The following is an 18,902-nucleotide window of genomic DNA, read 5'->3' on the forward strand; positions in this document are numbered from 1 at the left end:
TCATGGCCGCCGATACCCGCCCCAAGCTCCCGCCGCCCAAGCTCCCGCCGCTGCGCGACGTCATCGCCGCCCACGGATTGCAGGCCAGCAAGGCGCTCGGCCAGAATTTCCTGCTGGACGAACAGTTGCTGGACCGGATCGCGGCCATCCCCGGCCCGCTGGAGGATCAGCCCGCCTTCGAGGTCGGCCCCGGTCCCGGCGGCCTGACCCGCGCGATCCTGCGCGCCGGGGCAAGGCTGGTGGCGGTCGAGCGCGACCGGCGCTGCCTGCCCGCGCTTTCCGAACTGTCAGAGGCCTTTCCCGGCCAGTTCCGGGTGATTTCCGGCGACGCGATGGCGGTCGACGCCCGCGCCGAGGCAGGCGAAGGCGCGCATATCATCGCCAACCTGCCCTATAATGTGGGCACCGCCCTCCTCATCGGCTGGCTTTCCGCGGACTGGTCTCCACTCCCCTGGTGGTCGAGCCTGACGCTCATGTTCCAGATGGAGGTTGCCGAGCGGATCGTGGCGAAACCCAATGGCGATCATTATGGCCGCCTCGCCGTGCTGTCCCAATGGCGCAGCGACGCCCGCATCGCGATGAAGGTCCACCGCAGCGCCTTCACGCCCCCGCCCAAGGTCATGTCGGCGGTCGTCCACATCACGCCCAGACCCGCCCCCGAAGGCGTGCAGTTGAAGCATCTCGAACGCCTCACCGCCGCCGCCTTCGGCCAGCGCCGCAAGATGCTGCGCCAGAGCCTCAAGGGCCTGCCCGGCGCCCTCGAAGCGCTGGAGGCGGTCGGCATAGACCCGCAACGCCGCGCGGAAACCGTCAGCGTCGAGGAATTCGTGGAAACAGCGCGCGTTCTGGGACGCCTTTAGCCCTAAAAGCCCGGCTTAGGTGGAATCAGGACATTCCCCTCCCGCAGGCGGGAGGGGGCTAGGGGGTGGGCTGGCGCGACATCAGCGTGAGTTTTCAACGGCTAAGCTGGAAGCTCGCTGCGCTCGCACCCACCCCTAACCCCTCCCGCCTGCGGGAGGGGAATGTCTTGGATTGGCCAAAACCGGCCTCACCCCAATTGCGGCGGTGTTTCGAACTTGTCGATCACCCATTCTTCCGCCTGGGCGCCGCCGATCCATTCCTGCATCCAGGGATGGTTGATGACCGCGCGCATATAAGCCTCCGCAAAGCGCGGCACGGGCAGTTGATAGGTGATGAAGCGCGTCACGACCGGCGCGAACATCACATCGACCGCACTGAAGTCTCCGAACAGGAATTCCCCCTCGCCGCCATGGCGGGCGCGGGCCTGCGCCCAGAGCTGCATGATGCGGGCTATGTCCTGAGTCACCGCTTCGGACGGCGGGACGGGGGCATAGATCTGGCGGATGTTCATGTTGTGCTCGCGGCGCAACGCGGCGAAGCTTGAATGCATTTCCGCCGCCATCGAACGGGCCATGGCCCGCGCGGCGGTATCGGCCGGCCAGAATCTGTCGCCGCCCGACTTTTCGTTCAGATATTCGACGATCGCCAGGCTGTCCCACACGACGATGTCATCGCCGTCCCACAATATGGGAACCTTGCCGGAAGAGGGCGCGAATTCGTCGCCTTCGCGCCGCTTCTCCCATGCCTCGTCATAAAGCGGCACGACCACTTCCTCGAAGGGAAGGCCGGACAGCTTGCACGCCAGCCAGCCGCGCAGCGACCAGCTCGAATAGGCCTTGTTGCCAATGAACAGCTTCATCATGCCCCTGTCTTTAGAGTCTGTTTGGAAATGCGCGAAAGAGCCAATTTCGATGCGGTGCCGGTTCTCTGCCCCTCCCACCCGCTCATATCAGGATGCCGTTGGGTGGCCGGGAGGCGAAAAAGGGCCGGTGACGCCATGCACCATGAAGGTGCATTGTCCAATGGTCTTTAGACGGGACGGGCGGGGAAAGTCGAGGGGATCGCGCCATTCATGCATTCAACAGCATTTGTTTTGGCGACGATAAATTTCCAATCCAAAAGGGGGCTGGCTGGCATGGTTTTTCGGCCTTACACGTCGGTCGATTTCACGACGTAATGAGTTTGGGGCGGAATATGGATTGGTTGCACGCGATCGCAGGCCTTTTTGTCGGCCTGATGGTTGGCATGACCGGCGTGGGGGGCGGATCGCTGATGGCGCCGATCCTGATCCTGCTGTTCGGCGTCGCGCCCACCACGGCGGTCGGCACCGACCTGTGGTTCGCATCGATCACCAAGGCGGTCGGAGGCGCGGTGCACCATCATCAGGGCGGCGCCGACGGCGGCCCGGACTATGATGTGGTAAAGCGCCTGATGATCGGCAGCATTCCCGCATCGCTGATCGTCCTGGCGATCCTGTCGCAGATGCATCTCGGGCAGATCAAGACCGGCGTGATCACGGGCGCGCTGGGCGTGGTGCTGATCGGCACGGCGGTCGCGACCCTGCTGCGCGGGCGGTTCCATCAATGGGCGCTGGCCCGCCGGGTCGGCACGGCCGACCGCTTTACCCGCTGGCAGCCGGCATTGACCGTGCTGGCGGGGGCGTTGCTGGGCGCGATGGTGACGCTGACTTCGGTCGGGGCAGGGGCGATCGGCGCGACGCTGCTGCTGGCGCTCTACCCGCTGCGCATGCGGATGCAGCGGCTGGTGGCGACCGACATCGTCCATGCCGTGCCGCTGACCCTGGTGGCCGGGCTTGGCCATTTGTGGATCGGCAACGTCAATCCGGTGCTGCTGGTCAACCTGCTGGCCGGATCGCTGCCGGGCATCGTGATCGGATCTCTGCTGGCGACGCGCACGTCGGACCGCGTGCTTCAGCCCTTGCTGGCGGCGGTGCTGGTGGTGGTGGGATGGCGGTTGATCGCCTGACGGGGCCGAGCCGGAATCGAATTGGTAAAATAAGATAATGGAAAATATGGCAAAATTAATTTGTCTGGCAAATGAATCCATCAAACGGTCCATCGCCGCTGGAATCAAAATGGGTTCGATTCTCAAACGCGGAATCACGGACCAAAAATAAGGCCGATTCGTCGGCCCTATTTCTACCGAATCATGCTTCAGATGTCATTGCGGAGCAGAGGGACTCAAGGCAGGGATGTTGGACGATCCGGAACGGTAGCTTACAGAAGCGCTGGTTGGGTAAACGGACGTTCCCAGCAGCTACCCGGCGTGTCAGCTTCACGCCATAGTGGCGGTCATAGAACCTCGCTGGACGCCTCGCCAATTGCTGCCGGTCCGGTTCTCAGCCTCCGGCGCACCGCTGGCGAGGCAAGGGGAAGCCTTGGACTATTGATGGGGTGGATGGCACGCACTTGCCCAGGCGCACCGAGGCCTCGATCGTCTACAAGGCGACGAGTAATCTCCGGGCGATCAGATCCTGCTTGGCCACACCAAAAATGGAAAATACTGTCAGGTATCTCGGCGTTGACGTTGAGTACGCTTTGCCTCTCGCCGAAGGCGCAGAAATTTGATGGCGCCGGCTCCTCCTTCCACTGGAGGAGCCGATCGCCACAGCGCCCCAAAGGCGGCCAATGCCGCATTAATGCGCTGCTTCCAATCGCCGAAAGTTGGCTTCAAATCGACCGAGGCGATGTCGGAACGGTGGAACAAAGGCCTGAAGATGAACTGCAAGCATCGGCAACGCGAGCAACAGCATCCCCTGCTGGCAGGCGAGCTATGGCGTAATCGGGAGGAGGCGGCAGCAAGACTGAAGGGCTTTCCACCTCATTGCTATCATATTGGCAGCGGCTATTGATCTGCTAGACGAAGGAACACAGCCAGCCGAGGCGAATGGGAAGAAAGGGTTCATTTTGGAGCGTAGCGAGTGGTTCATTACTGGCGCCCTCGCCTGCCCACGATTCCCGTGCGCCAATTCCATCGCGTAGGACTAACGCATGACACCGTCTGATCCGCACGGGATGTTGGCTCCATCTGGCGGGGCCGCCGTCGAGCCATCCATTCTGCAGACCGCAATCGAGATGCTGTGCGACAAGCATGCCGGCTTTCACGATCATGTCCGCAAGATAGATTTCGACTGGCAGCCCAACGATCCTTTCCTGGTAGGCGAGTTCCTTTATCCGCTGTTCGGATCCGGCGGACCCAATATCGACGCGCTGATCCGCTATATCTATCGTTCGCTCATCCCCTTTTGCCTGCCGCGCGGTGAGGTCAAGCGGGTACTCGACGACGCCTGGGCTGCGAAGGACAGCAACGCCATCATCTCGCTTGGCGATCGCGCCCGCGAGCTGTTCGTGCGCACGCGCGCCGCGGCGCTGACCGGAGGCGAGGCTGGGGAGCTAATTCTGTTCCTCATCCTAGAGGCCCTTGTGAAGGCGCCGCTGCTTGTCTCCAAAATGAGCTTGAAGACCAACAGCAATATGAATGTCCATGGCCGCGACGGCATTCACGTCCGCTACTGTCCCGACCTCAGGGGACTGGTGTTACATCTAGGCGAGGCCAAACTGCACGGCGGGCTTGCAGCCGCCGTCGACGACGCAATCGAGTCGATTGCCGGCTATCTGGGCGACCTTGCGCTGCGGACGCGCGAAATCGACATCATCAACGGCAACATGGATCTGACTGGTCTCGCCCCCGAAGCGCAAGACTATCTGCGTGCTACGTTGAACCCCTACACATCGCCACCGCCGGTGTTTCACACGATTCACACTTGCTTCATCGGCTTCAACTATCCCGCCTACGGCCAGGTTGCGAGGTTGTCCGGCGACGCGGTCGAAACGGCATTCCGGGAGATTTATACTAAACGCGCCGGCGAGATCGCCCAGTTGATCCAGAAGAAGGTCGGTGATGCTTTGCCGCCGCCCACCCGGCTACGCTTCTTCGTGATGCCGTTTCCCGACCTAACCGTCTTTCGCAAGGCCTTCGCCCAGAAGCTGGGGGTGCAAATTGCTTGAAGCACTTGTTTCTGACATCCGGGCGAATGCCCGCTTCCATGCGGATCTGCAGGGACTACTCGGCGAACGTATGGGCCAGGCGCTGGCGCGTGATAGCGGCCGTGCCGAACCAGAGGGGTCGGCCCTTGATCGGCTGGTACAGAGCGCGGGCCTTTTCAGCCTTAGCGTCGATCCGGACGCGCGGCATGACGCGTTTGCGATCGCGACCGCTGCCTTCGAGCTCTATGGCGGCACGCTTGGCGGCCTTGCCGACAGCCTGACCCTGGTGTTGAGCCGCCTCGGCCATTTTCCCGCACTCGATTTCCGCGCCGAGTTTCGCGACCGGCCCTCGCGTTTGCCGACGCCTGTCCTGCTCGAGGCAACCGGCAGGCGAATCCAAAATACCATTGCCATGGCTGGCGGGGAACTGTCTCTCACTGACTTTCAGCGAGTCATCTGGAACGACCTGAAGAGCGATCGGTCCGTGATCGCGTCCGCGCCTACGTCGGCTGGCAAGTCCTTTACCTTCCAGATGCATCTCGTCGATCAGCTGAGCAGAGGCCGGGTCCGCAATGGCGCGTTCATCGTGCCGACAAGAGCGCTCATCAGCCAGGTTTCGGCGCAGCTTGCCGAGCGCCTGTCCGGCCTTCCGGATCTCGACGCGCGTGTTCTCACCATTCCGGTTGCCCCGGCGGACAAGGCTCGCCCCAGTATCTTTGTGATGACCCAGGAGCGCGTCCAGGTGCTGCTGGGCGATCCCGCCTTCCATTTGGACATCGCGGTCATCGACGAGGCCCATCTCGTCGGCGATGGCGATCGCGGCGTCATCCTCCAGTCGGTGATCGAGGATCTGCTGGCCCGCAATCCCGCTACCCAGCTTCTTTTCACCCTGCCGCAGGTCCACAACCCTGACGCGCTGGCTCGAATTTTCCGTATCGCCGATCCCCAGGTCCGCAAGACCGGCGACAGTCCCGTCGGACAGAATATCATCCTGCTCGACGTTCAGGACAGTGTTCCGGACCGGGTCCGGGCCCAGCTCTGGGACAAGGGGCTGGCGTCAGAGTCACTCAGCTTCGACCTGGCCACCTCGCTCGTCGATCCGGATCAGAAGCTCGTCTATCTGGCCTGGTTCTTTGGCCGCGGCTCACAGAGCATCGTCTATGGTGATACCCAATCGCGCTGCGAGAAGCTGGCGTGGCTGCTCAAGGATCTCGTCGAGCATGAGGAGGAAAGTCCCGTCGCCGAGCAGCGTCGCGAGCTTTCGCGCTTCATCCAGGACCATGTCCATCCCGACTTCCTGCTCGCCCAGACCGTGTTGGCTGGTGTCGGCTTTCATTACGGCCATATTCCAAGCCTGGTGCGCCGCGCGATCGAGGTTGCGTTTGACGAGCGTATCCTTGATTTCATCGTTTGCACCAACACCCTGCTGCAGGGCGTCAACCTGCCGGCCCGCAACATCTTCATGCGTTGCCCCGAAAAGGGCGAGGAACCCCTCGAGGCGGTCGATTTCTGGAACTTGGCCGGCCGTGCCGGTCGCCTCGGCAAGGAATTCGAGGGCAATGTCTTCCTGATTGACTATGCCGACTGGGAAAAGCAGCCGCTCGGCGCCGGACCCGAAGGGCGTGTCCAGTCCGCCTTGCAGGAGCAGGTGATCCACCATAGCGACGCGCTGCTGGACTATATCGGTAATGCGAGCATCGAGTCCGGCAAGGATACGCTTCTCGAGAATATCTTCTCTCGGTTGTTCAAGGATTTCCGGCTCGGCAAGCTCGAGGACACGCTCGACCACATCGATGCGCCGGCGGACGTCCGGTCTAGCATCCAAGCCGGAATCGAGGAGGCTGCCCGCACCATCCAGGTTCCCGATACGACGCTGGGGGAAAACCCCACGATCTCTCCCCACCGCCAGCAGCGGCTCTACGCGAAGCTCATCCGCGACGTACCGAAGAAGGGCGTCGACTACTACATGCCGCCCCATCCGGCCGGCGAATGGAAGAAGGTGCAGTCGAAGCTCATCAACGTTTATCGCCGACTGCAGGTCGAGCTGGACGGCCAGCCTCGCGGCGACGCCTACAAACGCTGGGCGACGCTGTCACTACAGTGGATGCGCGGGCAGGGACTGCCCGATCTCATCCAGTACGCCATCGACCAAGATCAGCGGCGCGTCGCCGATGGCCAGGCGGCCGGCCGCCGCCTGCGTTCACGCAGTCGGGCCTCCATCATCCGCGACATTCTGAAGGACGTCGAGCGAGAACTGCGCTTCAAGTTCGTGAAGCAGATGGGGTGCTATAATTCGGTGCTGCGCGAGGTGCTTTTGGAAATTGGTGAGCATCGTGCGGCCGCGCACATCCCGGCTATCCCGCTGTTTCTCGAGGTCGGGGCCTCGTCAGAAACCATGCTCAGCCTGATTGATCTCGGCCTATCGCGTATCTCCGCTCGTCTCCTTCAGCAGCGCGCAGCGAATTACGGCATGGACCGGGAAACGGCACTGGCGTGGCTACGGCGCCAAGATTTCAGGGCGATCGACCTGCCACTCATCGTGCAGCGAGAAATTGCTCCACTTCTGGCCTGATCCAATGCTGGTAGCCGGGTCAGGCTATGATCGAGCGGTTAAAGTAGTTTAATGGCCTAACGAGGAGCGAGAGTTGCTTGACGCTATAGCCACTGACAAGGCGCGATCGTTCGTGGACCGCCTTGCGAACGTTCGCCTTCCGGACGTTTTCAATCCGTATTCGGACAGCTGCCCGTACTACGATCTACCTAGAGCTCCGTCAATTCGACGACGCAATCTCGAGCTCGTCCTCGCAGCTGCTCTTTCTGCGGAGGAGATCGAACTGTGGATCGCGCAAGATCTTGGTCGCCTCGGCGGGCGCCGAACGGGGCTCGCGCTCACCGACGAGATGCGCTTTCCAGATTTGGAGGCGCACTGGGGGATTTCGGGCATTGCGCGTGCAACGTCGGGCGAAGCCGTAGGCGAGCCTACCGCAGGCTACGTCTGGAAGGCATTGAACAGTCGCTCCAAGAAGGTCTTTCTCTGGAATGTGTTTCCTTTCCAGCCACATCCTGAGGGGCGCCCCCTGCGGAACCGAGGGCATACCCGCGAGGAGGCTTCGATCACGCGCTGGACGTTGGACTGGGTTTTATCTGAACTTGTTCCGACCCGTGTAGTGGCCATCGGAAGGTTTGCGGAGGGGCGGCTGAACGATCGCGGCGTCACGCACACAATGGTTCGGCATCCCGGGAGGGGCGGAGGACCGACGTTCCTGAAGCAGATCTTGGTCTGACCTCAACCTCAGTGCGGATCACGGCCAGCCTCTGCATGATGATTGACGAAAACCGTCGGATCAGGTTTCGTTACGGATACGGATTGGTCGCGTTTTGTTGCGGCGTGTGGAGATGGAAGCGTGGAGTTCAGTGCATATCAGCGAGAGGCGGCTGAAACCGTTCAGCTCGATCTCTCGAAGGCGAATGGTCGGGTGGAGCTCGTTCTGGGGCTCATGGCCGAGGTTGGATCACTCGCGAAGGCATACCGGTCGCTGCTGCGGGACGATATTCCTCTCGAGACCCAGCGCGAACGGCTCGAGCGTGATCTTGGCGACATCCTTTGGTATTCGTCGATGGTTGCACAGTCCGTGGGAATCGACCTCGACGAGGTCGCAAATTCTAACCTCAAGCGCGTGACGGACCGCCACCGGAAGGTTGTGAAGCAGGAATATCGTCCGTCGTTCGACCATGGCTACGCCGCAGAGGAAGTATTTCCGCGCAGAATGCTCTTTGAGATACATCCGGCCAAGGCGGAGAGCACATTCGAGGCGCCTCATGTTGGTTTCCGGGTGGTCGACGCCTCTCCATACGCGTTCAAGGGTGAGCCGAAGCTGAACGCTAATGGGAAGCCGATCGGCTTCCAGCTCGGAGCCAGTATCGGCGATCCAGTCAACGACAACAGTGCGAAGGGTGATGGCTATCGCTATCACGATGCGGTCCATGTGGCCTTCATGGCCGTGCTCGGCTGGTCACCGGTCATGCGCGAGCTTCTCAATCTAAAGCGTAAGTCGAAACCTGCGACGGATCACGTTGAGGACGGAGCGCGTGCAAGCGATATCGAAGAGGCCCTATCGGCGGCGTTAAAGGCATTTAGCGTGACCCGGAACGACTTCCGGACAGACGCTGACATCGATGGCGACACGAGAAATCTGATCAGCCTACTGACGGCCGATCTCGAGGTGGCAGACGTCCCGCTGTGGCTCTGGACGCAGGCGATCCGCCAAGGGTACGACGCGATGGCCAGCCTAATCGCGAACGGCGAAGGTTGGCTGCTCGCTGATCTGGATGCCCAGACGCTGAAGTTCAGCGCCGATAGGCCCGCATTCTAAGCGAACAGACGCAACTGCGTTTGCTCGACCGGCCGCTCACCCGGAAAACGGTGCGCGCGCACCCCTTCACCTTCGAACACTGACCAGAAGAAGTCCGCCAAGCGATCGGACGAAGTTTCGTCGATGGCATGCCGCCGAACCGCTCCGTCTATGATGACCGTCGTCACCGAAACGCCGCGTAAGCGGAGCGGATCGCGAAGGGCCTTGTAGAGCGTGTGCATGTTGGCTTTGCCAGCGGAAAGCGAGAATTTATCCGGGTGGGGGGTGTCCTTATACCCCCCACCGGTGAGTATAACGCGGCCACGGGTCTGCTCGAGATAGGGCAATAGCGTCTGGACGGCGACCATGGCACCAGTGAGGTTGACCGTCATGGCTTGTTGCAGCTCTTCCGGCCGAGTCGTTAGAACGGACGCTTTGATACTGACCTTCGGGTTGTAGATCAGCCCTTCGACACAGCCGAGCTCGTCTGCCACGAAGCTCAGGGTCTGCGAGAAGGCGTCCACGTCTGACACGTCGGCTTGTGCGAAGATAACAGCCTCAGCATCTTCACCGAGATCAGACCGAAGGTTATCGAGCGTCCCAGTCGTGGCGCTTATGACCGCGACCCGCCGACGCTCGGCGGCGAAGCGGCGCACGAGTTCAAGCCCGAAGTGCCGGCCTGGGCCGATCAATATAATCCCGCCCGTCCCCCGATCGTGGGCATCCTCCGCATTCACGTGCAATCTGCTCCAACTCTTAGTTCGCGAGGCCGTATGCCCCATCCTAGGTGATTTCCGAAGCCCGCTTCGCGTCTACTCCGATTGCAGCGGTCTGCCGACGCGATCGTGTCGGCACGATGTTTTCGCACGCTCAGCTGTTCGATTCCCATAATTGCAGCGATTCGTCGCCCGACAGTGAGTTGTCCTAGCCTAACGGGCATCCCTATGCTCGCGATAGAAGAATCGGCCATGTCGTCATTTGAGTTGGCGACTGCGGTCCTCACGTCTTGCTGATCCGGCACGACCAAGTTGCTTCGGAGCAAGGGCAATCTCGTTGGCGCTGACATCTAACCAAGGGATGCCAGTGTCGGAAGATCGCGCAGGCGGCATCGGGCGTCCAGGCGTAAGATGATCGATACGCTCCAGCCTAGACGGCGAAGGTCAAGCGCGAGGCGCCCACCGCATCCGCCTGATTGTCATCGCCGAGCTCAATTGACCGCTTCCTGGCTTCTTTGCCGGAAGCTCTCGGGCAACAACATCCGGTCGTAGAAAATGAATGTACGACGGTTTCCGAGGCATAGCATCCTGGAAACCGGACAGGCAGAAAACGGCCCAGTTGCCGGCGCCGACGAGTGCCCGAACATAGGGCAGCTTTTGGCGAGCTACTCCGGAGCAGGGAATGACGGCTTTGTCGGCGGCTGCCGACCAAAACACGCCGTTGGCATTTACTGAGACGAACGGCGGGATCTGACAGGAGCGGCCGTCGGAGCTCGATGCATCACTCGTGGGCGGCCGCAGACATAGTGGGGCATCGAGACCTGTTCGCCCCTTGATCGGGCATTTTCCCCTTAGTGCGAAGTTGCGGGCCGATCGGCTGAACCCGTGCTCCCGAGAATGGGCCCGTGGTCCGTTGTCTGGGATGCCATCTCAGATTCTTATTTCGTCCAAAGATTACGTGCCGCGAAGGGCGGCGTTTTCCTGCTCCAGCAAGGCGACACGCTCTTCCAGCAACCTTGTCCGCTCCGCCACCTCGTCTTGGCTAAAGCGCCGCACGATATGCTGAGGGCAGTTCAGGTCATAGGCCTCAAGGTGGAGTAGCATCACGCGCTCGACCTTGGCGTTGTAGGACGTGTCGATCACCTGAGCTAGTAATGCGGCATCGTCTTCGATCTCACGCAATTCCGCCTTGGCCAGAATCTTCAGCCTGCGGCGCCGGACGAAATCGACCATGATCAGCGCCGCGCGGCCACCCGACGCGATGTTCCCCGCCGAAAGATACTGCTGGTTGCCGCGATAGTCGGCAAAGGCAAGAGTCCGATCGTCCAGCACTTTGACAAAGCCGGGCGGGCCGCCCCGATGCTGGACATAGGGCCAGCCATTCTCCGACACGGTCGCGATGAAGACTGTATCGCGCTGGGCGATGAATTCGGCAATATCGGGGCTGAACCGGTCGAATTTCCGGTCGCCGGAAAACCCGGCGAAGTAATCCAGACTGCCCCATTGTGCCTGAATGGCCTTGTTCGCGTCGGTCGCGATCGTGTCGAGAAAGCCGTAAGTCATTGTTCCTCGCCCTTGTTCGGGGTGATGTCAGCCGCTGAAATGATGTGGGCAGCATCTGCGAGGTCGATGACCGCATGCCCTTGTTTCAAGGCCTCCAATGCGCCGGGCGAGGGGAAAGCGCTGCCCCATACCGCGATATAGCCAAGCCTTGGCTCTCCGGCGCGAGCACAAGCGTCGCTATAGCGCGCGACCGCAAGGGCGCGGCGGCATGCCATCGCGATCAGGGTCTGGCGATCATGGGCGCCGCTCTCGGCAAATATCTCCACCAGCGCGGGCGGACTGTCGACGCGGTAGCCGGTAAATTCGCCCTCCAGCCCGGGGATATCGAGGGTCGGCCGCCAATGGACCTTGTCAACGCCCAGCGCCTTGGCAACGCTGGGAATGGCATGTTCAAGAACCTGCGGCTGCCCATCACCCTCGCCGTCCCAACGCGTTTCCACGCCCTGCCAGAAGGCGATCCAGTTTTCGATCGGTCGGGCGATCGGGGCGGTTTCCTCATAAGTCCATGCCGCGCCAGGATTGATCGCGCCCGCGACCAGGACGTCGAAATAGGAGGCTTCGCCGCCCTTCCAGTAGCACTGGCTACTACCGCCGGCGGGCCGCAGCGCACCCTGGCGTATCGATCCGGGCGGGAAATAGAGCCGGTTCTCCACAAGGATGCAGTGCGGGCTGCGGGCAATCTCCTCGCCATTCCATCTTGCAACAAACATGGGCTTCTCCTTTGGTGTCGACCGTTCCCGGTGGATCAGCGGGTCTGCTCGCGCTTGCGGCTGCGATGGTGGTGACACGCCTCGAAGAGGAGACCCGGATCGGCAAGGGCGGGACCCTGGCGGGACAGCTCTCGCGGCTCGACCTGGTGGTGCTCGATGAGCTCGGATATCTGCCGTTCGCGCGCTCGGGCGGGCAGCTGCTGTTCCACCTGATCAGCAAGCTCTACGAACGCACCAGCGTCGTCATCACGACCAACCTCGCCTTCGGCGAGTGGCCTACCGTGTTCGGGGATCCCAAGATGACCACGGCTCTGCTCGACCGCGTCACCCATCACTGCGATATCGTCGAGACCGGCAACGACAGCTGGCGCTTCAAAAACCGCAGTTAGCCGCCACTCTCACCCCAGCTTCAAAACGGACTTGCGCTGTGTGCGCCTCCGGCCGGGCTACGCCCGACCTCCGCCGCACACAGCGCAGGGCGTCACCCACAACCCTCCGCTCAATCTCGAAAAGGGGGTCCCTCTTCAACGCCGATATGGGGTCCCGTTTGCGCGCCGTTTGACACGCAAGCAGACACAACGTTTGAGACTGCGAAAACGATTTGCATCGCCAGTAACCATTCGCTGGCCTAAGGTTTTGCGAGATTCATTTTGTCAAGAGCAGCCCGAAGTCCCCGAGCCAGAAGTTGAGCATCCTTATCGGACCAGAAGTGCATGAAGAACAAACGTGGCTGGTCGTCCAACATGTGGTTGTGGAGGGCAGTGATTTCGATTCCGTTCGAGACCAAAGTCCGCATGACAGGATCAACTTCACTTGCCGTTAAAACGAAATCTCCCGAGATGGCAGCCTTCCCTCCCTCCGTGGGCTGGAAGTTAATTGCCGTAGCGGTGCCCATCGTAGCTGGCGCGGGCATCCCTTCCGCTGTTAGCGCCTCTTGTCGGGGAAAGCTAAATTGATAAACGCCGCCGTTGATCTTGCCCTTCGCTCTCATGATGTCATCAAGCGCCGCAGTATTGAAGGAAAGCGGAGCCGCGACCATAGGCGCTTTGGGGCTGGGGGCTGTTACTAGCGGCGTTCGGCTCAACGCTAGTGCATCATGTAAGGACTGAGCCAGTTTAATCGGATCGCCATGAGCGCCGATGTGCATGTACATCGTTGCCGGTGTGGAATGCAGTAGATGATTGTGGAGCGCGGTAACGGTAAAACCGCTGGCAAGCAGCCGACGCATCACCGGCTCCACTTCCTCATGGGTGAGAACAAGATCACCCATGACCATCACTTGATCGCCCATAGGCTGAAACGCAGCCCACGACCCGAGTGCTAACGCAGGCTTGAGGATCACCTTGTCCAGGATGACCTTCAGGTCGGAACGCGGGAATGAATATCGGTATACACCATCCGGCTGTGCAGTCCCGCCCCGACCCATCGCTTGATCAACTTTAGACCAGTCCGGTGCGGCTGTCGCGGGAGTGCTGAAGAGGACAAAAGCAAGACCTGCGATCAGCAACCGACTATGCATAGCATGCGCTTCCTTGTTAGAATTGCAAAATTGGTCCTGTCGAGCTCTATGGCGGTACATCCGCTTGTGCGAACTTATCAGTCGAAGGGCAGGAGCGCTATGGATGTAAATCCAAGGTTGCCCCGGCCTGCGAATCGCTCCGTGCCGCCGATAAGGCGATGTTCGGGTTTGGGATGGAAAGCTGCCCAGCGGCAGGCGACCAGTTGCAGACATTCATGATCTAACGCTCACTTGGGAGCAGCCAACAAATTATTATTACGGGTTGGGAACGATCAGTGAAGTTGCGAGTTAAGGATCGGCAGGCTTCGCCTGTGTTGCGACCACTTAACCCCGCTCGCCTTCGCAATCGAGCGGGGCTTTTTTGCTTTATCCCAGCTAACCGCAGGCGGTCGGGCCATATGCGATTACTTAAGGAGAACCACGCCTATTTTGTCGCCATTTCTATGACGCATTATACAATGGGTGGGGTCATGCTGATCGATGGAATGGAGGATCGCCTCAGCATTCCGGTAAGACACAGGCGACCAAAAAGGCGGCGATGTGAAAGAGATCTCCAGATTTTGAGCAGCGGCACGTTTCAGTACCGACCGCAATAAAGCATTCTTCGACATAGATTACGCCCCACCCGAGAAAAGCACTTTCTGAAGAGACGCGACCATTCTTATGATTCAGGCGGCACAAACTCTTGAGCGGAGATTTGGTTCCGAAAAAATTATGGTGGTTCGGCCCGGCAGGGGACCGTCGGGGGGAAGGGACTGCCGGGCCGATGGGCACGCTCGCGGGTGAGCGTGGCCCGTGCGGGCACGCCAAAGAAATGGTACTTGGCGTTAAATTGGTCAACTCCGCAGAACCACGCACATTCGAAAGCCGGCAATCTGCCTTCCTGAGAGAAGCCGACTTTCCGCAAACCACCCATGTTTGCCGTTGAGCATCATACACCGCTGACAAGATGCCTTTGCGGTATTGGCCCCGACAGGCTTGGGAACCAGGTGCCGAAGTTATCCTGTCCGCCATGGACAGGAAGTCTCATGTTAGAAGCTGGCGTAGCCAGAAAGAGCCCTATTTTTATTACAAAACAGCATCTTCGAAAGGGGCAGGAGGTAAAAGACCTGCTCTGCTATTCCAGAATACCCCTGTAAGCCCCTCAGAGGCCCCGCCAGGCAACGAAATCGAATTTTAGCTACCTACCTAGCCAAAGCAGAATGTTGATGCTCTACGGGCCTTAAAATCGCCTACTTCTAATTATTCGTTCGTGATAATGTAATATAGATGTAAACCGTAAAAAATATATCTGTACTTTAATTAAGTATATCTTCCAAATCCGGGAACAAGGGCATTGGAGTTAATTCGGATAATTCTACAACATTAGCATCATATACGCTGATGGTAGCCCACTCTACACGCCAGTCGACAAATGCTGCTTCACCTTCAAAGCGAACTATTCCCGCACCATCACGCGCAACATCAAACTTACAGCGTAGGTCTTCGTCATAGGAACCGACAAGCAGGGTGCCATCGCTGAGCGCCACAAGGAAGCGGTCATCATCCTCATACGGCACTGATAAGGTTGTCTCCACATCACCACTGATCCGAACCCGGACCGAATTAGGAATCGGTTCAATGCGGACGCCCATAGAATCACCTTTCCTATTTAAGAACAAAAAGAGAACATGGCTTTTAGGAAAGGAGTCGGCAATGGGCAATATCGATGGTTCGTTTTTGATGGGTGTGGCGGCGATCCTCACCAGTCTTGCCGCATTGGTGAAGGCCGCAAGGATTTGGAGGCGGTGAGCAGACGGATCGAAACCGTAATGGACTCATGCGCTTCGGTCACGTAATAGGAGTGTTGCTGATCCGATCTTAGTCGTGAGGGTCGGCCCGCATTCGCGCGGCGAACACAGGCACTCGGCCATCAGGTCGGGCGGCCTGCCGAATATAATACCGTAAGGGAATACGCAGGGCGCGGTTCCCTGTGTTCACGCGCGACTAACCGTCCCGACTGGCGGGGTGGGCGGATGAACATGGGGAATTTCATGCGTCTACTGGTTTGTGGAGTACTGCTGACGGCTGCGCTTTCTCTTTCGCAGGCAGCCAAAGCCGATTGGCAATACACTAAGTGGGGAATGTCGCCTGATCAGGTGGTATCCGCATCGGCTGGCGCAGTGTCGCGTTCCACATCGTCGCTGGAGGGGCCGAATGGAACGGCGCTTCTGGCGAGCGGGACATACGCTGTCGTGCCGGGCTTCATCGCGGAAGCCAGCTTTGGCTTCACCAATGGCGGGCTAACTGCCGTGCAATTAAAGTTCCCAACAGATGCAAAGTGCTATGCCATCGGTATTAAGTTAACGGAGCAATACGGCAGGGCTGATGATGCCGTTGATCTTTTGGTTTCCACCAAGAAAACATGGAATGATACAGCATCCGGCAATAAAGTGGTTTTTAATAGATTTTCTGAATCCTGCTATTTAACCTACCAACCGATAAATTTCAGACCGAAATCGTCTCTTTAATCATAATTTTGTTGGATCAGGAGTCGATTTTATGAAGCGGACTGGAATCATCCTTATAGCAGTGGGCGCCGCCCTCTTCCTCTATGCCATGCTGATCTTCGATACCTCTGTGGCTGTCGGCAGTTATGGAGGCTACGGCGGTGGGCGTGTCGTTAATATCGGCCTTCAACAGCAGCAAACGATGATGGCGATTGCTGGAGCGGCACTCTTCATCGGTGGCATTGTCCTATATGGCATGTCCTTCGCTATGGCGGCCAATGTAAGCCAGGACACGCATGAGAATGCCCGGCCCGCAGGCGAGGCACCAATAAGTCGTAAAACCTACTCAGAGGAAGAATTGGCCGATTTGGGGGTGATGTCTGATGGGAATTCCTATCACGCCCTAGGGAAGACGTTCCAGAGCGGACAGGAAGCCGCAAACCATGTGAGAATGGAACGGATAAGGTCCAAGCTCTCGTAAAAATATGGATCTAATAAAACGCCCTAAAAAACTTCTTTGGGCGTTTTATTGATTGGAACGGATAGCGGGTATTTATTGTGCCTCTATCCTATAATCAACTTATTTCCCCGTCTTCGAATGCCTTTATCTGTCATAAATTCGGCTAATGAGGAGTCTTGCCATATGCGCTTAAGGTAATCCGCATTCTTACCTCCGCAAGCTTGCCATAATTCCTTTGTTGTGACGACCAGCCGACCGTTACTGAATAAGGCCATCATGGTATCCATCACGATTTGTACCTTCTTCTTTCGTTTAGGTGGAACTGGCGTCCAGTCATACATGGTGCAATTCGGAAACGCCTCCTCAAGCGCCTCTTTACGGCCACCCCTGTTTGCAGCAATCAAATAGACGTTTGCCGTTCCTGCCGCTTCGGAGTTCATATTGCGCAGGTTCGAGCGGCATGCGGCTTGATACACATGGTGCGCAAATTCGTATGCGCCTATCATCCCAACTGCGGCCTTATCGATGTTTGCTAACGTGCCGGTAGCTGCCATATAGATGGCTTCATAGCCCTGATAGGGGTAATGATTGCCGCCGATGATTAGGACATTCTTGATATCCCGATGCTCGTTGCTGGCGATGTGCTTTCCCCAATGAATAAAACGCGCCTTCGCCTGCGTGTGCAATTTCTCTTGGATTTCGTCTGCCACGCAATAGCTTACCCCATTGAACCGGCTTTCGACCTTCTTCTGATGAATGACCAGCCATTCGGCATCGCTGTTGTTTATTAGCTCGGCGGCTACCGCTACAATGCGTTGGCGTTCTACCGGATCAGCGAGCGAAGATTTACCCGCGCTTCGATCCCACCAATGCAATTCCATCGCTGAATAATCTGCAACCGCCATATGCAGGAAATTTACGTTGCTACATCGGTCTGCCCAATAGCGATAGGATCGACGGAGCCGCGCAGAGGCGTCAAAAATGATCAACGGCGCAAGGTCGTTCGGTATCGGTTCCCCCGCTCCCACGACCATAAGGCCCTTCCGTTCTTTCCTTAAAATCGCCCGCTGACCTGCAAGATGGGCAAGCCCTTCCACCGCTTGGAGGATATCGGAGGGCAACCCCGCCTTTTTGCATGGTATCGCAATAGAGTGGGCGAGGTCGCGAAGCTCAATCGGAAAGGAAAGGATAAAACCGGCCTGTCGTTGCGCCTTGTCCAGCCGGAGAGCGTCAATCGCCGTGATCAACCCATCGCTACCGGCAACGTCGCGTAAAAGCGTCGGAAGCGCTTCGAGGATGTTGAGATTGAAGGAAACGGGACGGGCAGCATCTAGCCCTTCATCCCAAAGCCGCAAAGTCCTAGGTTTACCCAGGTAATGAAATGAGGCAATCGCCTCGAAGCCGCCATGCTCCGCGATACGTCGCCGCGCCTGCTCATGGGTGGTGAACAAGACCTTTGCCTCGTTAGACCGAGATCGCCCAAGGCCGAACTGGTTGAATTTTCTATCTGCTGACACGCAAGCAAAATCGGACTGGTCAAGCTGACAGCTCTGACGGAAGCTATCTATCTCATCGAAAGTGGCGAGAAAGATGATGATGCTGCCATCGCCGGGAAAGCCAGTCTCTTTCCATTCACGGACGAAAGATTGAACGGCTCTGGATTTACCGCTGCCTGCGTCAGCAGAAAATATATGGACACCGGACGCACAACGGGAATGCAAGCAATCCTTCATTTTATCTTTCAGAGAAGAGAATGCTCTTTGAAAAGGGGTCGCCGGAGATGAAGATGAAAGATGACATGAAATTGATCTATCATCACTTTTAATTTCAATATAATCTGAACTTGATTTAAAACTACTAAATAACATATATTTCCTTCTTTTTTTTCCAAAAATCCGACATTTATCTTTAGTAAATTATATATTATGTCGAACTTTGAATCAGAAAATATATACAATCGGTAGAAAATCAACTCTTCCTAATAAGATGTAGTATATTATTTAGTATTTGATGATTTTAATTATATTTTCTTGTAAGAATTTAAGAAGATATCGTAATTAATTATCATCATAAAAATTTAAATGATCTATCTTGCGGAGTTAAATATAGTAATGATATTAATTTAAATATTGCAAATGGTTATTTATAAATATTTATCTTTGTTCAAAACATAAATCAACATGTCATGGTATTTTTAAACTTTTCCCTTATAAATAAACAACACT

16 protein-coding genes and 1 pseudogene are annotated in these 18,902 nt (G+C 57.9%); 10 read left to right on the forward strand and 7 right to left on the reverse strand.

Annotated features, from left to right (window positions below; genetic code table 11):
- Positions 1-2: 2 nt before the first annotated feature.
- The gene (gene rsmA / locus EGM87_RS00940; RefSeq protein WP_025549696.1) at positions 3-860 is read left to right on the forward strand and encodes a 16S rRNA (adenine(1518)-N(6)/adenine(1519)-N(6))-dimethyltransferase RsmA; all 858 of its coding nucleotides are present in this window, start codon (positions 3-5) and stop codon (positions 858-860) included.
- A gap of 188 nt (positions 861-1,048) precedes the next feature.
- Here rsmA and EGM87_RS00945 read toward each other — a convergent pair whose 3' ends face one another.
- Positions 1,049-1,723, reverse strand: coding sequence for a glutathione S-transferase family protein (locus EGM87_RS00945; RefSeq protein ID WP_171009980.1), 675 nt, complete (start codon positions 1,721-1,723; stop codon positions 1,049-1,051).
- A gap of 332 nt (positions 1,724-2,055) precedes the next feature.
- On the opposite strand from EGM87_RS00945, the gene EGM87_RS00950 reads away from it, so the two are divergent.
- From EGM87_RS00950 to EGM87_RS00975, 6 genes are all read left to right on the forward strand, one after another.
- Complete coding sequence (locus EGM87_RS00950; protein ID WP_025549126.1) at positions 2,056-2,847, forward strand: sulfite exporter TauE/SafE family protein; 792 nt, start codon at positions 2,056-2,058, stop codon at positions 2,845-2,847.
- Positions 2,848-3,448: 601 nt separating this feature from the next.
- Positions 3,449-3,733: a hypothetical protein gene (locus tag EGM87_RS00955; RefSeq protein ID WP_171009979.1), complete on the forward strand. Its 285-nt coding sequence runs from the start codon at positions 3,449-3,451 to the stop codon at positions 3,731-3,733.
- A gap of 139 nt (positions 3,734-3,872) precedes the next feature.
- On the forward strand, positions 3,873-4,889 hold the full coding sequence (locus EGM87_RS00960; protein ID WP_137709293.1) for a HamA C-terminal domain-containing protein: 1,017 nt from the start codon (positions 3,873-3,875) through the stop codon (positions 4,887-4,889).
- On the forward strand, positions 4,882-7,440 hold the full coding sequence (locus EGM87_RS00965; protein WP_137709292.1) for a DEAD/DEAH box helicase: 2,559 nt from the start codon (positions 4,882-4,884) through the stop codon (positions 7,438-7,440). The genes EGM87_RS00960 and EGM87_RS00965 overlap by 8 nt, the downstream gene beginning before the upstream one ends.
- 73 nt (positions 7,441-7,513) lie before the next feature.
- Complete coding sequence (locus EGM87_RS00970; protein WP_216614570.1) at positions 7,514-8,152, forward strand: uracil-DNA glycosylase; 639 nt, start codon at positions 7,514-7,516, stop codon at positions 8,150-8,152.
- A 120-nt stretch (positions 8,153-8,272) separates the two neighbouring features.
- Positions 8,273-9,241, forward strand: coding sequence for a nucleoside triphosphate pyrophosphohydrolase family protein (locus EGM87_RS00975; protein WP_137709291.1), 969 nt, complete (start codon positions 8,273-8,275; stop codon positions 9,239-9,241).
- On the opposite strand, the gene EGM87_RS00980 is transcribed toward EGM87_RS00975, so the two are convergent.
- The 3 genes from EGM87_RS00980 to EGM87_RS00990 form a co-directional block, all read right to left on the reverse strand.
- Positions 9,238-9,957, reverse strand: coding sequence for an SDR family NAD(P)-dependent oxidoreductase (locus EGM87_RS00980; RefSeq protein WP_171009978.1), 720 nt, complete (start codon positions 9,955-9,957; stop codon positions 9,238-9,240). The genes EGM87_RS00975 and EGM87_RS00980 overlap by 4 nt on opposite strands.
- Before the next feature lie 933 nt (positions 9,958-10,890).
- On the reverse strand, positions 10,891-11,499 hold the full coding sequence (locus EGM87_RS00985; protein WP_137709289.1) for a pyridoxamine 5'-phosphate oxidase family protein: 609 nt from the start codon (positions 11,497-11,499) through the stop codon (positions 10,891-10,893).
- Positions 11,496-12,209: a DUF427 domain-containing protein gene (locus EGM87_RS00990; protein WP_137709288.1), complete on the reverse strand. Its 714-nt coding sequence runs from the start codon at positions 12,207-12,209 to the stop codon at positions 11,496-11,498. The genes EGM87_RS00985 and EGM87_RS00990 overlap by 4 nt, the downstream gene beginning before the upstream one ends.
- 68 nt (positions 12,210-12,277) lie before the next feature.
- On the opposite strand from EGM87_RS00990, the pseudogene EGM87_RS00995 reads away from it, so the two are divergent.
- A pseudogene (locus EGM87_RS00995) lies at positions 12,278-12,598 on the forward strand (ATP-binding protein); the annotation flags it as partial.
- 239 nt (positions 12,599-12,837) lie between these two features.
- On the opposite strand, the gene EGM87_RS01000 reads toward EGM87_RS00995, so the two are convergent.
- Both EGM87_RS01000 and EGM87_RS01005 read right to left on the reverse strand, forming a co-directional pair.
- Positions 12,838-13,728 carry a DUF1259 domain-containing protein gene (locus EGM87_RS01000; protein ID WP_137709287.1) on the reverse strand — a complete coding sequence of 297 codons (891 nt, stop codon included), beginning with the start codon at positions 13,726-13,728 and terminating at the stop codon, positions 12,838-12,840.
- 1,298 nt (positions 13,729-15,026) lie between these two features.
- On the reverse strand, positions 15,027-15,473 hold the full coding sequence (locus EGM87_RS01005) for a hypothetical protein (protein ID WP_253719107.1): 447 nt from the start codon (positions 15,471-15,473) through the stop codon (positions 15,027-15,029).
- 270 nt (positions 15,474-15,743) lie between these two features.
- Between EGM87_RS01005 and EGM87_RS01010 the strand changes: the two genes are divergently transcribed.
- Both EGM87_RS01010 and EGM87_RS01015 read left to right on the forward strand, forming a co-directional pair.
- Positions 15,744-16,238: a hypothetical protein gene (locus EGM87_RS01010; protein WP_137709286.1), complete on the forward strand. Its 495-nt coding sequence runs from the start codon at positions 15,744-15,746 to the stop codon at positions 16,236-16,238.
- Positions 16,239-16,269: 31 nt separating this feature from the next.
- Positions 16,270-16,698: a hypothetical protein gene (locus EGM87_RS01015; protein WP_137709285.1), complete on the forward strand. Its 429-nt coding sequence runs from the start codon at positions 16,270-16,272 to the stop codon at positions 16,696-16,698.
- A gap of 83 nt (positions 16,699-16,781) precedes the next feature.
- Here the strand turns inward: EGM87_RS01015 and EGM87_RS01020 are convergent, their stop codons facing one another.
- Positions 16,782-18,545 carry a hypothetical protein gene (locus tag EGM87_RS01020; RefSeq protein ID WP_137709284.1) on the reverse strand — a complete coding sequence of 588 codons (1,764 nt, stop codon included), beginning with the start codon at positions 18,543-18,545 and terminating at the stop codon, positions 16,782-16,784.
- Positions 18,546-18,902: the final 357 nt, after the last annotated feature.

This window comes from Sphingobium sp. RSMS, from assembly GCF_005406185.4.
In the GTDB taxonomy this organism is placed as follows: domain Bacteria; phylum Pseudomonadota; class Alphaproteobacteria; order Sphingomonadales; family Sphingomonadaceae; genus Sphingobium; species Sphingobium fuliginis.

Bases quoted from the DNA above. Each gene is read 5' to 3' on its own strand.
- rsmA (WP_025549696.1), top strand. From the start codon at position 3: ATGGCCGCCGATACCCGCCCCAAGCTCCCGCCGCCCAAGCTCCCGCCG.
- EGM87_RS00945 (WP_171009980.1), bottom strand. From the start codon at position 1,723: ATGATGAAGCTGTTCATTGGCAACAAGGCCTATTCGAGCTGGTCGCTG.
- EGM87_RS00950 (WP_025549126.1), top strand. From the start codon at position 2,056: ATGGATTGGTTGCACGCGATCGCAGGCCTTTTTGTCGGCCTGATGGTT.
- EGM87_RS00955 (WP_171009979.1), top strand. From the start codon at position 3,449: ATGGCGCCGGCTCCTCCTTCCACTGGAGGAGCCGATCGCCACAGCGCC.
- EGM87_RS00960 (WP_137709293.1), top strand. From the start codon at position 3,873: ATGACACCGTCTGATCCGCACGGGATGTTGGCTCCATCTGGCGGGGCC.
- EGM87_RS00985 (WP_137709289.1), bottom strand. From the start codon at position 11,499: ATGACTTACGGCTTTCTCGACACGATCGCGACCGACGCGAACAAGGCC.
- EGM87_RS00990 (WP_137709288.1), bottom strand. From the start codon at position 12,209: ATGTTTGTTGCAAGATGGAATGGCGAGGAGATTGCCCGCAGCCCGCAC.
- EGM87_RS01000 (WP_137709287.1), bottom strand. From the start codon at position 13,728: ATGCATAGTCGGTTGCTGATCGCAGGTCTTGCTTTTGTCCTCTTCAGC.
- EGM87_RS01010 (WP_137709286.1), top strand. From the start codon at position 15,744: ATGAACATGGGGAATTTCATGCGTCTACTGGTTTGTGGAGTACTGCTG.
- EGM87_RS01015 (WP_137709285.1), top strand. From the start codon at position 16,270: ATGAAGCGGACTGGAATCATCCTTATAGCAGTGGGCGCCGCCCTCTTC.
- EGM87_RS01020 (WP_137709284.1), bottom strand. From the start codon at position 18,545: ATGTTATTTAGTAGTTTTAAATCAAGTTCAGATTATATTGAAATTAAA.